The 15,509-nt window shown below is 69.7% G+C and carries 12 protein-coding genes; 10 read left to right on the forward strand and 2 right to left on the reverse strand.

Features of this window, described 5'->3' with window-relative positions; genetic code table 11:
• Positions 1–23: 23 nt before the first annotated feature.
• The 4 genes from ACWA14_RS06115 to ACWA14_RS06130 all read left to right on the forward strand — a co-directional run bounded on the left by ACWA14_RS06115 (position 24) and on the right by ACWA14_RS06130 (position 5,998).
• Entirely contained in the window at positions 24–278 is a 255-nt protein-coding gene (locus ACWA14_RS06115) for a YlxR family protein (protein WP_463796781.1), read from the forward strand.
• Between the two features lie 94 nt (positions 279–372).
• Positions 373–3,180, forward strand: coding sequence for a translation initiation factor IF-2 (gene infB, locus ACWA14_RS06120; RefSeq protein WP_463796783.1), 2,808 nt, complete (start codon positions 373–375; stop codon positions 3,178–3,180).
• Between the two features lie 99 nt (positions 3,181–3,279).
• Positions 3,280–3,759, forward strand: coding sequence for a 30S ribosome-binding factor RbfA (rbfA, locus tag ACWA14_RS06125; RefSeq protein ID WP_463796785.1), 480 nt, complete (start codon positions 3,280–3,282; stop codon positions 3,757–3,759).
• 109 nt (positions 3,760–3,868) lie between these two features.
• Positions 3,869–5,998, forward strand: a complete 2,130-nt coding sequence (locus ACWA14_RS06130) for a helix-turn-helix transcriptional regulator (protein ID WP_463796787.1) — start codon at positions 3,869–3,871, stop codon at positions 5,996–5,998.
• 3 nt (positions 5,999–6,001) lie between these two features.
• Here the strand turns inward: ACWA14_RS06130 and ACWA14_RS06135 are convergent, their stop codons facing one another.
• Positions 6,002–6,904 carry an HhH-GPD family protein gene (locus ACWA14_RS06135; protein WP_463796789.1) on the reverse strand — a complete coding sequence of 301 codons (903 nt, stop codon included), beginning with the start codon at positions 6,902–6,904 and terminating at the stop codon, positions 6,002–6,004.
• A gap of 77 nt (positions 6,905–6,981) precedes the next feature.
• Between ACWA14_RS06135 and truB the strand changes: the two genes are divergently transcribed.
• The 6 genes from truB (at position 6,982) to ACWA14_RS06165 (ending at position 13,275) form a co-directional block, all read left to right on the forward strand.
• Positions 6,982–7,875, forward strand: a complete 894-nt coding sequence (truB, locus tag ACWA14_RS06140; protein WP_463796790.1) for a tRNA pseudouridine(55) synthase TruB — start codon at positions 6,982–6,984, stop codon at positions 7,873–7,875.
• Entirely contained in the window at positions 7,872–8,240 is a 369-nt protein-coding gene (locus tag ACWA14_RS06145; protein ID WP_463796793.1) for a hypothetical protein, read from the forward strand. Before truB ends, ACWA14_RS06145 begins: the two co-directional genes overlap by 4 nt.
• Before the next feature lie 54 nt (positions 8,241–8,294).
• Complete coding sequence (locus ACWA14_RS06150) at positions 8,295–8,735, forward strand: hypothetical protein (protein ID WP_463796795.1); 441 nt, start codon at positions 8,295–8,297, stop codon at positions 8,733–8,735.
• Positions 8,732–9,682, forward strand: coding sequence for a bifunctional riboflavin kinase/FAD synthetase (locus ACWA14_RS06155; RefSeq protein WP_463796797.1), 951 nt, complete (start codon positions 8,732–8,734; stop codon positions 9,680–9,682). The genes ACWA14_RS06150 and ACWA14_RS06155 overlap by 4 nt, the downstream gene beginning before the upstream one ends.
• 193 nt (positions 9,683–9,875) lie before the next feature.
• Positions 9,876–12,020: a DEAD/DEAH box helicase gene (locus ACWA14_RS06160; protein ID WP_463796799.1), complete on the forward strand. Its 2,145-nt coding sequence runs from the start codon at positions 9,876–9,878 to the stop codon at positions 12,018–12,020.
• 226 nt (positions 12,021–12,246) lie between these two features.
• Positions 12,247–13,275, forward strand: a complete 1,029-nt coding sequence (locus tag ACWA14_RS06165) for an ATP-dependent 6-phosphofructokinase (RefSeq protein ID WP_463796802.1) — start codon at positions 12,247–12,249, stop codon at positions 13,273–13,275.
• Positions 13,276–13,355: 80 nt separating this feature from the next.
• On the opposite strand, the gene ACWA14_RS06170 is transcribed toward ACWA14_RS06165, so the two are convergent.
• Positions 13,356–15,455, reverse strand: coding sequence for a S9 family peptidase (locus ACWA14_RS06170; RefSeq protein WP_463796804.1), 2,100 nt, complete (start codon positions 15,453–15,455; stop codon positions 13,356–13,358).
• Positions 15,456–15,509: the final 54 nt, after the last annotated feature.

Genomic DNA, 15,509 nt, shown 5'->3' on the forward strand with positions numbered 1-15,509 from the left:
GCGAGACGAAACGCAGGTGTAAGATGGAACCCGTACGAACGTGCGTCGGTTGCCGCATGCGTGCTTCCCGCTCCACTCTTCTCAGGGTGGTGAACCAGGACAACATCCTCATCATCGATGAGCGTGCGGTACTGCCGGGGCGTGGCGCGTGGGTGCATCCGACACCCGATTGCATGGATGCCGCTCTGCGGCGTCGGGCTTTCGGGCGAGCACTGCGTGTGACCACTCAGCTGGACACGCGGACCTTCGAACAGCATCCACCAAGAAACAAAGGCTGAACAGCTATGGAAACAAAGTGAACGGCTCGAAATGAGACCCGTCCGCGACTAGTGGTCTGCCCTGTCTGGGTGGACCGACTCAGACAGGAGAATTGTGGCTGGTAAACCACGCGTACATGAGATCGCCGCCGAACTCGGCGTCGACAGCAAGATCGCACTTGCAAAGCTCAAAGAACTCGGTGAGTTCGTCAAGAGCCCCTCTTCCACGATCGAGCCTCCCGTGGCGCGCAAGCTGCGCGCGGCGATCGAGGCCGATGGCTCGCTGAAGGCTGCCTCTGAGGCGGCCCCGGCAGCGAAGGCACCCGCCAAGCCGGCGGCGAAGTCGAACGGATCGGCCGCCAAGCCCGGTTCCTCGGCTCCGACCCCCGGGCCGAAGCCGGGTCCGAAGCCGGCACCGGCACCCGCCGAGCCGGCACCCGCCGAGCCGGCACCCGTCGAGGCCGCTCCGGCCGAGAAGGCTCCGGCCGAGAAGGCGCCCGCCGCAGAAGCCCCCGCGGCTGCTGCCGACGCCAAGCCCGCCGACGCCAAGCCCGCGGACGGCGGTGCCCCGAAGCCGGGCGCGCCGCGCCCCGGCAACAACCCGTTCTCGTCGGCTCAGGGTATGGGCCAGCGGCCCGCAGGACCGCGCCCCGGCAACAACCCCTTCGCCTCGGCGCAGGGGATGGGCCAGCGCCCCAGCCCGACCCCCGGCAACATCCCGCGCCCGCAGGCGCCTCGCCCCGGCGCCCCGCGTCCGGGTGCACCCCGTCCCGGTTCCCCTCGTCCCGGCGCTCCGCGCGGCGGTCAGGGTGGACGTCCCGGCGGCGCACCGTTCCAGCAGCGCTCCGGCGGCCCCGGCCGTCCCGGTGGTGCCGGCGGTCCCGGTGGTGCCGGCGGTCCCGGCGCTCGTCCCGGCGGAGGCTTCGCAGGCCGCCCCGGTGGCGGTGGCGGTCGCGGACGTGGTCCCGGTGGAGGTACCGCAGGTGCCTTCGGCAAGGGCGGCGGCAAGAGCAAGCAGCGCAAGTCGCGGCGGGCGAAGCGGCAAGAGTTCGAGATGCGGAGCGCCCCGGTCGTCGGTGGCGTCAACGTCACCCGGGGAAACGGTGAGACGATCCGCATGCGTCGCGGCGCATCCATCGCGGACTTCGCCGACAAGATCGAGACGCTGACCGGCTACACGGTGCAGCCCGGAACCCTGGTGACGATCCTCTTCAACCTCGGCGAGATGGCCACGGCCACCGAGTCGCTGGACGAGGCGACGTTCGAGGTCCTCGGTGAGGAGCTCGGCTACAAGATCCAGATGGTCTCGCCCGAGGACGAGGACAAGGAGCTCCTCGAGGGCTTCGGCCTGAACCTCGAGCAGGAGCTCGAGGAGGAGGACGAGGACGACCTCGAGATCCGTCCGCCGGTCGTCACCGTCATGGGTCACGTCGACCACGGTAAGACCCGTCTGCTCGACGCCATCCGCCAGACCAACGTGATCGACGGCGAAGCCGGCGGCATCACGCAGCACATCGGTGCCTACCAGGTCTGGACCGAGCACGAGAACATCGAGCGCGCGATCACCTTCATCGACACCCCTGGTCACGAGGCGTTCACCGCCATGCGTGCCCGTGGTGCGCAGGTGACCGACCTCGCGATCCTCGTGGTCGCCGCCGACGACGGCATCATGCCGCAGACGGTGGAGGCGCTGAACCACGCGCAGGCGGCAGGAGTGCCGATCGTGGTCGCGGTCAACAAGGTGGACAAGCCCGATGCCAACCCGTCCAAGGTGCGCCAGCAGCTCACCGAGTACGGTCTGGTGGCCGAGGAGTTCGGTGGCGACGTGATGTTCGTCGACGTGTCGGCGCGTGCCGGCACCGGTATCCAGGAGCTTCTGGACGCGGTGCTGCTCACCGCGGACGCCGGCCTCGACCTCACGGCCAACCCGAACAAGGCCGCTCGCGGTGTCGCCATCGAGGCGAAGCTCGACAAGGGCCGCGGTTCGATCGCGACGGTGCTGATCCAGTCCGGAACGCTCCGGATCGGTGACCCGATCGTGGCCGGCACGGCCTACGGCCGTGTGCGGGCGATGGTCGACGAGAACGGCGATGCGGTCGCTGAGGCGTACCCGTCGCGTCCGGTCCAGGTGCAGGGTCTGAACTCCGTGCCCCGCGCCGGCGATGTGTTCCTCGTCACCGAGGAGGACCGTCTGGCCCGACAGATCGCCGAGAAGCGCGAAGCCGTCGAGCGCAACGCCCAGCTGGCCAAGGCCCGCAAGCGCATCTCGCTCGAGGACTTCACCCGTGCTCTCCAGGAGGGCAAGGTCGAGTCGCTCAACCTCATCATCAAGGGTGACGTCTCCGGTGCCGTCGAGGCGCTGGAGGAGTCGCTCCTCAAGATCGAGGTCGATGATTCGGTGCAGCTGCGCATCATCCACCGCGGCGTCGGTGCGATCACCGAGTCGGACGTGAACCTGGCGACGATCGACAACGCGATCATCGTCGGATTCAATGTCCGCCCCGACACGAAGGCGCGTGAGCGCGCTTCCCGCGAGGGCGTGGACATCCGGTTCTACTCGGTCATCTACAACGCGATCGACGAGGTCGAGAGCTCGCTCAAGGGCATGCTCAAGCCGGAGTACGAAGAGGTCCAGTCGGGCGTCGCGGAGATCCGCGAGGTCTTCCGGTCCTCCAAGTTCGGCAACATCGCCGGTGTCATCGTGCGGTCGGGAACGATCACGCGAAACGCCAAGGCGCGCGTCATCCGCGACGGTGTCGTGCTGGCCGATGGTCTCGCCATCGAGTCGCTGCGACGCTTCAAGGACGATGTCACCGAGGTGCGTACGGACTACGAGGCCGGTATCGGCCTCGGCAAGTTCAACGACATCCAGATCGGCGATGAGATCGAGACCACCGAGCTGATCGAGAAGCCGCGAGGCTGATAGTCACATTCGACATCTTCGGGCGTCCTTCGCTCCGGCTCCGCAAGGAGCGCAACGGGGAGGAGGGCGCCCGAAGACGTCGTCCAAGAGGGAGAGAAAATGGCTGGTGAACGACAGGCTCGTCTCGCGGACCGCATCCGAGTGATCCTTGCGGAACGCCTCGAAAAGGGGCTTCGTGACCCGCGGCTCGGGTTCGTGACGCTGACCGACTGCCGCGTCAGCGGCGACCTGCAGCACGCATCCGTGTTCTACACGGTTCTCGGCACCGAGGAGGAGCGCATCGCCAGCGGTGCCGCGCTCGCCTCCGCGACCGGGATGCTCCGCAGCGAGGTCGGGCGACAGCTCAGCACGCGTCTCGTGCCGACGCTGGAGTTCATCCCGGACGCGCTGCCCGAGAACGCGGACCACATCTCCGCGCTGCTGCGCGAGGCCCGGGAGCGCGACTCCGAGGTGGCGAAGCTCGCGTCTTCGGCGGCGCACGCCGGCGAGGCGGACCCGTATCGACGTGCGGACGAATCCGATGAGCACTCGGGTGAGGACTCGGGCAAGGAATCCGTGGAGGGATCCGACGCGAGCTGACCTCGGTTTGGTATTCTCAGCGATGCGAGATGGGTGGCTCGCATAGCTGAGGGGGACCAGCATCGACGTTTCGCGCGCACACCCGCATTCTTCCGCCGTACCGTCGGCGATGGAGTCGTTGATCGACGAACTCCTCGCCGCACGGATCAGTTGCGCTCCGCATGTGCTGACGGCTCTCGCACGCAGGGTCAGCGGCGATGCCGCCACGATCAGACAGGTGGCCGGGGCGTTGACCCCGGCGCAGCGGCATGGCCTCCGTCCGCTGCCGTCACCGCTGCCCCTGGTCCCCGCGATCGCGGAGGCCTTCCAGGCACGGGAGCTCTCCGCCGCCGACCGCACCGTGCTCCTCGCCGTCGCCCTCGGTCGCGACGATCGGCTCGCGCCCGTCCTCGCGCTCGACGGACGTGATGCCGCGGAGCTCGCGTCGGGGCCGGTGGGCGCGGACCTGCGCATCCGAGCAGGGCGCATCCGCTTCGTCGATCGGCGCTGCGCGATCTGGATCGAGCGGACGACGGGCCCCGGTGAACACATCGCCGTCCATGAACGCCTCGCCCGGGTCTTCGACGCGTGCGGGGACGCCGTGAGCCGTGATTGGCATCGGGCGCGCGCATCGCTCCAGGGAAGCCCGGACAGCGCGCGCAGACTCATCGGGGTCGCCCGGGAACTCTCCGCGGCCGGCCGGTGCGACCGAGCTCTGGAGGTCGCCGGCGAGGCCCGTGCGCACGGCGACGGTTCGGATCGGGAGCGGTCCGAGCTGCTGGCCGGTGCTGCGGCGATCGGAGCCGGCTACGCCGTGGAAGCATCCGAGCGCCTCTCGGCTCTGTTCCCGGCGGGGACGGAGCGCGGGCGTCTGCGGGGGCTCGCAGGACTCCTCGTCGCTCAGGCCCACCTGCAGGGCGCGGTCCCCGACATCCAGCCTCGCGCCTTCCGGCCGACGACGCAGGATGCGGAGGATTGGCTCCTGTGGACACAGGCCGCGGCACTCGCGGCTGTCCTGTGCGCCGAGCGCGGCGATCGACGACGCATGCGCGCCTGGCTCGACGCCGTGCGCGAGGGGAGCTCTCGCCTCCAGCGGGAGCAGGAGCTGCGGGATCCGGTGATCGCGCTCAGCTGGCTGCTCGTGGGCGACACCGACATCGACGGGGCGTCGGGCTCCGGTCCGCTCAGCGGGCGCATGCTGAGAGCGTTGCGGTCGGCTGGGCGGGGCGAGATCGATCGTGCACTCCAGGTGCTCGACGCCGGCGCCACCGGGGTCGAGGACGACTCCGATCCGCTCATCGTGGGATTCGAGCGCAGTCCCGTCGTCCGCGCCTACCGCCGCGTGGTCGAGGCGCTGCTGCTCTTCTGGCGGGGCGACGTGGCGATCGCCCGCGACCGATTGCACGCCGCGGCGCTCGAGCTTCCGATCGCGATCCCTTTCGCCGGCCTCGGCGTGGTGCTCGCTCGGCGCTTGGACGTCGCCGTCCTGGGTGAACTCGGTCCGCTCGCGCGCGCGCTGACGTCCTCCCTGCCTCCGACGGCCCGGATCGACCTCCTCGTCGACCGCAGCATCCAGTCCTCCCTGGCGGGTGCCGCCGACGACGCCGAAGCGGCGCGACGTCTCTGGCTCGACCGCGGCGCTCCCGAGCCCTGCCTCGCCGTGCCGGGACTCGATGCCCAGGAGTCGCCGATGTCCGGCGTGCCGATGCGACGCGCGATCCGTCCGCCGGATGTCGCGCTCGCGGAACACCTCGGCCGCCGTGCCGCCGAGGCGACGACGGCCGACTGGCGGCAGCGTCGCCAGGAGATCCACCGGGCGGCGCGGGAGATCCGTTCGCCGTTCTCCCGGGGTCAGGTGGAACTCGCCCTCGCCGCGCTGTGCGCCGACCACGGCGACGGGGCCGCGGACGACGAGCATCTCCGCGCCGCGCTGCGACTGTTCGAGATCTCCGGGGCCACCGCGTGGTCGCGAGCGGTGGAGCGCAGGCGGGCTCGTCGGCGGGAGGCGGGCGCACAGGCGAGTCCCCGCACCGAGTCTCTCGCCGCATGCCGGCGAGCGTGGTCGGCGCGACTCACGGCTCGGGAAGTCGAGGTGGCGATGCTCGTGGCCGGTGGAGCGAGCAACCGCGAGATCGCCGAGTCGCTCCGCGTGTCCGTGCGCACGGTGGAGGTGCATCTGGGGCGGATCTTCACCAAGCTCGACGTGCGCACCCGCGTGGAGCTCACGGTCCTGGCCCATCGCACCGACCAGCATGCGTGAGGCTCAGCGGGGGAGAGCGAGCACTCCGTCGACGGCTTCCGCCAGCCCATCGGCGATGAGCGAGTCGATCGCGCGATCGCGTTGCGCGTCGTCGGGCCAGTCGGGCAGCACCATCTCCAGGGGAACCCCGGCCGGGGCCTCGGTGCGCAGCGTCCGCAGCACGGCGCCGCGCGCCTGTCGGTCCGATCCTTCGTAGGTCGCCTGGCGACGGCGGGCATCGCCCGTGTCGGGCCGTCCTGCCGCGACCCAGGCGCAGTCGGCCAGGAGCGGACAGATGTCGCATCGCGGGGCGCGCGCCGTGCACACCGTCGCGCCGAGCTCCATCGCTGCCGCATTGAACACGGCGGAATCGGCGGCGGATGCGGGGAGCAGCGAGTCCATCAGCACCAGATCGCGGCGTGACGGCGCCGCGGGGTGCGCGCGGCCCTCGACGGCGCGCGCGAGCACCCGGCGTGTGTTCGTGTCGACGACCGGGTGCCGGTCGCCGTAGGCGAACACGGAGACCGCCCGCGCGGTGTAGTCGCCGATCCCCGACAGGGCGAGCAGCGCGTCGACGTCGCGCGGAACGACGCCGCCGTGGCGCTCCGTGACCTCCACGGCCGCGCGGTGCAGCCAGAGAGCGCGGCGGGGGTAGCCGAGGTTCGCCCACTGCTGCACGACATCGGCGGGCGTCGCGGCCGCCATCGCCGTCGGGTCGGGCCAGCGGGCCAGCCAGGCCTCCAGATGAGGGATGACGCGCGCGACGGGTGTCTGCTGGAGCATGAACTCGCTCACGAGGACGCCCCAGGCCCCGAACGTCTCGTGGAAGTCCGCGCGTCGCCACGGCAGATCACGGGCGTTCGAGCGATACCACTCCGCGAGAAGGAGGTCCTTCCGCGGGGGAGGGGGAGAGACGATCGCGGTCACTCGAACAGCCTAGGCGAGTGCCTCCCGCGCCCCGGATCGCGTGCGGTCGAGGGCGTGTCTCCGCGTAGGCTGGAGAGATGGTCTCGCCCGGCATCCTCCTCGTCGACAAGCCGGCTGGGCTCACCAGCCATGACGTGGTCGCGCGCACCCGCCGCGCCTTCGGGACGCGGAAGGTCGGTCATGCCGGGACGCTCGATCCGATGGCGACCGGTCTCCTCGTGATCGGCATCGAAGGGGCGACCCGCCTTCTCACGTACGTCGTGGGAGCGGACAAGACCTACGAAGCGACCATTCGCCTCGGGCAGACCACCGACACGGACGACGCGGACGGCGAGATCGTCGAACGCGCGGATTCCGCCGCGATGGCCTCGGTGTCCGCCGAGGGGATCGCGGCAGGTGTCGCGGACCTCACCGGCGCGATCTCGCAGGTGCCGAGCTCGGTCTCCGCCATCAAGGTCGACGGACGTCGTGCCTACGACCGCGTGCGCGCCGGCGAAGAGGTCGTGCTGGCGGCGCGGGATGTGGTCGTCTCTCGCTTCGATGTCATCTCCGACCGCGAGGGCGACGGGGTCAGAGACCTCGACGTGATCGTGGACTGCTCGTCGGGCACCTACATCCGGTCGCTCGCCCGCGATCTGGGCGCGGCGCTCGGCGTCGGCGGTCATCTGACCGCGCTGCGTCGCACGCACGTCGGGCCCTTCTCGGTGCAGGGCGCGGTGACCGTGGAGGAGCTCGAAGGCGCGGCGACCCTGACTCCGGCGGACGCCGCCGCTCGGATCCTGCAACCGTTGCCGGTGTCGACCGAGGAGGCTCGCGATCTGCGCCACGGCAAGCGTCTCGCTGGTCAGGCGACGCGGGTGACGCACGCGATCGCGGCCGCGATCGACGAGCAGGGCGCCCTGGTGGGGATCGTGGAGAAGCGGGGCGCCGATCTGAAGAGCGCGATGAACATGCCGGAGGTCTCGCGATGATCCTCTGGTTCACCGTCACGCAGATCGTCCTCGCGTGCGCGGCCGGGGTCTTCGCCCTCGTGGCCGGACTCGCCGGTCGCAGACCCAGCGACTACACGGTCGGCGTCCTGGCGCTCGTCGAGCTGCTGCTGGTCATCCAGGTCGTCGTGGCGATCATCGCGCCGCTCGCCGGGAACCCGCCGACCGGGGATCTGCTGGAGTTCTGGGTGTACCTGGTGTCGGCGGCGCTGCTGCCGATCGGCGCGGTGCTCTGGGCGCTCATGGAGCGCAGCCGGTGGAGCACCGTGATCCTCGGCGTCGCCGCGTTGGCGATCGCCGTGATGCTGTGGCGCATGCAGGCGATCTGGACGATCCAGATCGCCTGAGGGATCAGCCGGCGAGAGCCGGCCTCCTCCGGCGGCTCTAGGATGGTATGCGCTATGAGCTCCACCGCCCCCTCCACTCGGATGACCGGAATCGGTCGCGTCCTGGTGATCGTCTACGCCGTCATGGCGCTCGCCGCGACGGGCCGCAGCTTCGTCCAGATCGTGCGTCGGTTCGACGAGGCGCCGCTCGCATACTCCCTGTCGGCACTGGCCGCCCTGGTCTACATCCTCGCGACGCTCGCCCTCGTCCTCGCGCGGCGCCGCGGCTGGTACACGGTCGCGTGGGTGGCGATCGTGTTCGAACTCACCGGCGTCATCGTGGTGGGTCTGCTCAGCATCCTGCTTCCCGCGCTGTTCCAGCACGAGACGGTCTGGTCGCTCTTCGGCCGCGGGTATCTGTTCATCCCTCTGGTCCTCCCGGTGTTCGGCATCTGGTGGCTGCGCACGCACCGCCCGGTCTCCGCGGGGCAGCTCCGCACGGCGGTCTCCGCGTGATCGTCTTCCGCGACATCGCGGAGGTTCCGGCCGACTTCGGGCCCAGCGTGGTGGCGATCGGGAAGTTCGACGGTGTGCACGCCGGGCACCGCGCCGTGATCGCGCGCGTGAAGGATCTCGCCGCCTCGACCGGTGCACGAGCCGTGGCGGTGACCTTCGACCGCAACCCCCTCGCCGTCCTGCGGCCGGATCGGTGCCCGGAGAACGTGGTGTCGGTCGACCGCAAGCTCGAGCTGCTGGGCGAACTCGGCCTGGACGCGACCCTGCTGCTCACCTTCGACGAGGAACTGGCCTCCCGCAGTGCGGAGCAGTTCGTCGCCGACATCCTCGTCCACGCGCTGGCCGTGTCGACCGTGCTCGTCGGCGAGGACTTCCGGTTCGGGCACGGCGGCGCCGGCACCCCCGCTCTGTTGCGCGAGCTGGGCCCGCGCCACGGGTTCTCGGTCGAGGTGGTCGAAGAGGTGTACCTCGCGGACTCCGCCCGTCGCGTGTCGTCCACGTGGATCCGCGAGCTCCTGATCCAGGGCGATGTCGCCGCGGCGGCGCGCGTGCTCGGCCGACACCCCGACGTGCGCGGCGAGGTCGTGCACGGGCTCAAGCGCGGACGGGAGCTGGGTTTCCCCACCGCCAATCTCTCGACCATCACGGATGCCTTCGTGCCGGCCGACGGTGTCTACGCGGGCTGGCTGGTCGATCACGACACCGGCATCCGGCATCCGTCGGCGATCTCCGTGGGCACCAACCCGACGTTCGACGATGTCCTCGTCCGACAGGTCGAGGCGCATGTGCTCGGGGAGACCGGTCTCGACCTGTACGGGCACGATGTGACCGTGGAGTTCGTCGAGCGTCTGCGCGGGATGGTCGCCTTCGAAGGCATCGAGAAGCTGATGGCGCAGATGGCCGAAGACGTGACCGACGCGGCGCGCGTGCTCGGCGTCTCGCTCTAGCGGCTCTGCGCGGCGTCTTCACCCGCGCCCCGGTGATGCCGTAGACTCGGAGTGGTTCCGACCGGTCCCCACACGCGACACGTGCATCGGGCGGAACGGATCTACGGTCCGTACGGTCATGGCTCATGCCACACGCGGACATCGAGAACGGCTCGTGCATCTGAGACGCACAGCCTTCACGCTCAGGAGGAGCATGCCGACCACGGCAACCGCCGCCACGCGGCGAAAGAAGACGTCCCGTCGCGATGACGAGGCACCTCTCATCCCGATCCTCGCGCGCAAGGTGCGCGAGATCGAGGCCAAGTCCCAGCGCGGGAAGCTGGGGCCCACCAACAGGGTGAAGTTCCAGGTCATCGCGTTCCTGGTCCGCGAAGAGCGCGCTCGGGTGAAGGCCGACAGCGAGATCGGCGACCCCACCCGCGCCGAGCTGCTCAAGCGCCTCGACGGCGTCGCGACGATCCTCGCGAAGACGGCCGCTCGCGACACCTCGCTGATCCAGCTGTTGGAGGCCGACCAGGCGACCTCGCCCGTCGCGAAGCGCATGCGCCGCGACTGGCTGCTCGAATCCGGTGCCGAACTCGCACCGGAGGAGCTGATCATCGCGGACATCGCCCCTGTGCAGATGCCTGTGGTCTCCGCGGCCATCGCGGAGCGTCAGGTGACGCCCCCGTCGGTCGAGGCCCGACAGCTGGCCAACCCCTTCCTGGCTCCGGATCTGACACCGCGCGCCGACACCACACCCCGCCGTCGCCTGGACGGCTGGGAGCTCATGGGGCCGCTGTACAAGTCGTTCGAGACCGGTGCGGGCGGCGTCGTCGCCAGCATGGAGCTCCCTCCGGCGCCCGAGTACGATCACCTCTCGCCCAAGGGTCTCGAGGTGATGGTCCACCAGTCGCGCTTCATCGAGTCGGTGCGCGCCGGACACCGCAGCTTCCTGCTCGCCGATGAGCCCGGCCTCGGCAAGACGGCGCAGTCACTGCTCGCCGCCTCGGTCGCCGATGCATACCCGTTGCTGGCCGTCGTCCCCAACGTCGTGAAGATGAACTGGGCCCGCGAGGTGGAGCGCTGGACGCCGCAGCGGCGAGCGACCGTGATCCAGGGCGACGGCACCGACATCGACGCGTTCGCAGACGTGTTCATCGTGAACTACGAGATCCTCGACCGCCACCTCTCGTGGCTCGCGTCTCTGGGTCTGCGCGGCATGGTCGTCGACGAGGCGCACTTCATCAAGAACCTCAGCTCGCAGCGTTCGCAGAACGTGCTCTCCCTGGCGTCGCGGGTGCGGGAGCGCACTCCCGGCGGGAAGCCGCTGATGCTCGCTCTCACGGGAACGCCGCTGATCAACGATGTCGAGGACTTCGACGCGATCTGGCGCTTCCTCGGATGGACCACGGGGGAGAAGCCCGGTCCGGAGCTGATGGAGAAGCTCGACGCGACCGGCTTCACGCCCGCCGACAAGGCGTTCTACCCGGAGGCGCGCGAAGCCGTGATCTCGATGGGCATCGTTCGTCGGAAGAAGAAGGACGTCGCAGCCGACCTGCCCGACAAGCTGGTGGCGGACCTGCCCGTGCAGCTGGACGACGAGTTCGGCCGCGGCATCCGCCAGGCCGAGCGCGAGCTGGGAGAGCGGTTGGCGGCGAAGTACCGCCGGATCCTCGACGCACGCGGCGACCGGGGCCTCGCCGCCGGCGAGATCGACGACGACATCGTGCGCCTCGTCGCGCACAACGAGCTCGAGGAGTCGAAGGCAGCGGGAACCGGCGGCGACAACGTGTTCACCATGGTGCGCCGCATCGGTCAGGCCAAGGCGCAGCTCGCCGCGGACTACGCGGCCCAGCTGCAGCGCTCGGTGGGCAAGGTGGTGTTCTTCGCGAAGCACATCGACGTCATGGATCGTGCCGAAGCGCACTTCGCCTCCGTCGGCATCCGCGCGGTCTCGATCCGCGGCGACCAGACCTCGACGACCCGCCAGCAGGCGATCGACGACTTCAACGGCGACCCCGAGGTCGGCATCGCCGTCTGCTCGCTCACGGCTGCGGGCGTGGGACTCAACCTGCAGGCGGCGTCCAACGTCGTCCTGGCCGAGCTGTCGTGGACGGCCGCCGAGCAGACGCAGGCCATCGACCGTGTGCACCGCATCGGTCAGGACGAGCCGGTGACGGCGTGGCGCATCATCGCCGCGCACACGATCGACACGAAGATCGCCGAACTGATCGACCAGAAGCAGGGGCTGGCGGCCCGTGCGCTGGACGGCGAGGCATCCGACGAAGCCGCGGCGGAGCCGATCCAGCTCGCCGCGCTCATGCACCTGCTCCGGCAGGCGCTGGGCGGGGAGTGACGGCGAGACGACCCGGGTTCAGAACCGGCGGAAAGAACAGGGGTTCTTGACGCCGGTTCTCGGCTGAAACTCGCTGCAGATGCGAAGTTCGGTACTTCGCCCCATTTCGCTCGTCAAGATCACGGTTTTTCGCTCGGCTCGAATGGCGCCTGGCGTCGTGGGAGCGCTAGGGTCGATCCAGGCAACGTCGCCTTTCCCCCATTCCCGAACGTCTGAAGGCGGCAGCATGAAGATCGGCATCCTGACGAGCGGCGGCGACTGCCCCGGTCTCAACGCGGTGATCCGCGGCATCGTGCTCAAGGGCACCACGACCTACGACATCGAGTTCGTGGGGATCCGCGATGGGTGGCGCGGTGTGGTCGACGGTGACTTCTTCCCCCTGACCCGCCACGAGGTGAAGGGCCTGTCGAAGGTCGGCGGCACCATCCTCGGCACCAGCCGCACAAACCCCTACGAAGGACCGCGCGGCGGAGCCGAGAACATCGCGAAGACCCTCTACGGGCACCGCATCGACGGCATCGTGGCCATCGGCGGAGAAGGCACGCTCGCAGCGGCCGATCGTCTCGCGAAGGACGGCATCAACGTGATCGGCGTCCCCAAGACGATCGACAACGACCTCCGCGCCACCGACTACTCCTTCGGCTTCGACACCGCGGTGAACATCGCCACCGATGCGATGGACCGCCTCCGCACCACCGGCGACTCGCACCAGCGGTGCATGGTCGCCGAGGTCATGGGCCGGCACGTCGGCTGGATCGCTCTGCACGCGGGCATGGCCGCCGGCGCGCACGTCATCTGCATCCCCGAGGTGCCGATGTCGATCGACGACATCACCGCGCTGGTCAGCAGCGCACACGACCGAGGGCGCGCCCCGCTCGTCGTGGTCTCCGAGGGCTTCACGCTCACCGGCATGGACGAGGCCTACAGCGACAAGGGCCTCGACGCCTTCAACCGTCCGCGCCTCGGCGGCATCAGCGAGATCCTCGCCCCGGAGATCGAGCGGATCACCGGCATCGAGACACGCTCGACCGTGCTCGGTCACATCCAGCGCGGCGGATCGCCCTCGGGCTTCGACCGCGTCCTCGCCACCCGCCTCGGGCTGCATGCGGCCGATGCGCTCGTCGAGGAGGCCTGGGGGCGGATGGTCTCGCTCCGGGGCACCGAGATCGTGCGTGTGCCTTTCGCCGAGGCGCTGGGCGAGCTGAACACCGTGCCGCGCAGTCGCTATGACGAGGCCGCCGCACTCTTCGGCTGAGTCTCACCCACGAACGAGACGCCGCTGTGCCCCGAAGGGTGCACAGCGGCGTCTCGTTCGTCGGCCCGGGCCGCTCTGCGTCAGACCTCGCCGAGACCGACTGTGTCCAGCAGCCAGGCGAGCTCGAACGCCCGCTCGCGCCAGGAGTTGTATCGGCCGCTGACGCCGCCGTGTCCCGCCACCATCTCGCACTTCAGCAGGACCTGCTCGGCGCCGGCCTCACGCAACCGTGCCACCCACTTGGCGGGCTCGACGTAGAGCACCCGGGTGTCGTTGAGCGAGGTGACGGCCAGGATGCGCGGGTAGCGCACACCGTCGCGGACGTTCTCGTAGGGCGTGTACGACTTCATGTACGCATAGACGTCGGCATCGTGCAGCGGATCGCCCCACTCGTCCCACTCGATCACCGTCAGCGGCAATGACGGATCGAGGATCGTCGTGAGGGCGTCCACGAACGGCACCGCGGCGAGCACTCCGGCGAAGAGATCAGGGGCGAGGTTGGTCACGGCGCCCATCAGGAGTCCACCGGCACTGCCGCCTTCCGCCACCAGACGATCCGGGGAGGTCATCCCGGTCGCGACCAGGTGGCGTGCGCAGGCCACGAAATCGGTGAAGGTGTTCCTCTTCTGGAGCAGCTTGCCGTCTTCGTACCACTGGCGCCCCATCTCACCGCCGCCACGGACATGCGCGACCGCGAAGATCACGCCGCGGTCGAGCTCCGAGAGACGAGCGACGGAGAACCCGGGATCGATCGAGTGCTCGTACGAGCCGTAGCCGTAGAGATGCAGCGGCCGCGGCTCGTCACCCGGCCCGCCGAACGATCGCTTCCAGACGAGGGAGATCGGTACCTGCGTGCCGTCGTCAGCGGTGGCCCAGGCGCGCTGCTGCCCGTAGTCGGTCGGCTCGTAGCCGCCGAGCACCGTCGCGCGCTTGCGCAGCAGGAGCTCTTTGCTCGACAGGTCGAGGTCGTAGACGGTGCCCGGCGTGACGAAGGACGTGAAGCCCAACCGCAGGAACGGGGAGTGCCATTCGGGGTTCCCGCTGACACCCGCCGAATACAGCGGCTCATCGAAGGCGAGCTCGTCGACGACGTCGGTCGTGTAGTCGAGCAGGCCGACGCGCTCCAGCCCCTCGCTGCGGTACTCGACCGTGGCGAAATCGCGGAAAGCGTCCATGCCGAGCAGGCGACGACCGGCGACGTGGGGGATCACGACATGGCGATCGCCGTCGGGGGCCGCGGCCGGCACCGAGACCAGTTCGAAGTCCAGCGCACCGTCGTTGTGCAGGATCAGCAGGCGGTCCTCTCCCTCGACGACGGCGTGGTCCACCGAGTACTCGACGCCTTCGCGGCGCGGCCAGACGAGGCGCGGGGTCGCCGTCAGGTCGCCGGTCAGATCGACGAGGTACTCCTCGCTCGTGATGCTCGAGCCCACCCCGATCACCAGGTACCGGCGGCTGCGGGTGATCCCGGCGCCGAGCCAGTATTTCTCGTCGGCCTCGTGGAACAGCGTCACATCGGCGCTGAGCGGCGTTCCCAGCCGGTGCAGCCACAGGGTGTCGGGGCGCCAGGCGTCATCGCGGGTGGTGTAGAGGATCGCGGTGCCGTCAGGAGTGAAGAACGCACTGCCCGTGTTCGGGATCTCGTCCTCGAGCATCTCGCCGGTGACGAGGTCGCGCACGTGCACCGTGTACACCTCGTCGCCCTCGAAGTCGGTCGACCACAGCAGCTTGTCCGCATCGTCCGAGGTGTCGAAGGCGCCGAGCGAGAAGAACTCGTGCCCTTCGGCCTCGACGTTCCCGTCGAGGAGCACGACCTCGCCGGGAACGGGGACGCCCGATTCCAGCACCGGGGGAGTCCAGTCGTCCGCGACGGCGGCGGCACGGCAGTGGATGCCGTACTGCGCCCCCTCCTCGGTGCGGCTGTAGTACCACCAGTCGCCCCGGCGCGTCGGCACGGAGAGATCGGTCTCCTGAACACGTCCCTTGATCTCCTGGAAGAGGCGTTCGCGCAGGTCGGCGAGGTGCGCGGTGGCGGCCTCGGTGTGCGCGTTCTCCGCCTCCAGATGGGCCACCACCTCGGCATCATCCTTCGCACGCAACCACTCGTACGGGTCGTCCACGGTGTCCCCGTGGTGGGTGCGGGCGGTCGGACGGCGATCGGCGATCGGGGCGTGAGTCACCGTTCCACGCTATCCCAGGTCGAGTTGACCGGCACCGGGGACGGTGGGAGGATT

The organism is Microbacterium sp. TW_SC_2 (assembly GCF_055361165.1).

Coding starts and splice junctions, on each gene's coding strand:
- ACWA14_RS06115 (WP_463796781.1), top strand. CDS start 24: ATGGAACCCGTACGAACGTGCGTCGGTTGCCGCATGCGTGCTTCCCGC.
- rbfA (WP_463796785.1), top strand. CDS start 3,280: ATGGCTGGTGAACGACAGGCTCGTCTCGCGGACCGCATCCGAGTGATC.
- ACWA14_RS06130 (WP_463796787.1), top strand. CDS start 3,869: ATGGAGTCGTTGATCGACGAACTCCTCGCCGCACGGATCAGTTGCGCT.
- truB (WP_463796790.1), top strand. CDS start 6,982: ATGGTCTCGCCCGGCATCCTCCTCGTCGACAAGCCGGCTGGGCTCACC.
- ACWA14_RS06145 (WP_463796793.1), top strand. CDS start 7,872: ATGATCCTCTGGTTCACCGTCACGCAGATCGTCCTCGCGTGCGCGGCC.
- ACWA14_RS06150 (WP_463796795.1), top strand. CDS start 8,295: ATGAGCTCCACCGCCCCCTCCACTCGGATGACCGGAATCGGTCGCGTC.
- ACWA14_RS06160 (WP_463796799.1), top strand. CDS start 9,876: ATGCCGACCACGGCAACCGCCGCCACGCGGCGAAAGAAGACGTCCCGT.
- ACWA14_RS06165 (WP_463796802.1), top strand. CDS start 12,247: ATGAAGATCGGCATCCTGACGAGCGGCGGCGACTGCCCCGGTCTCAAC.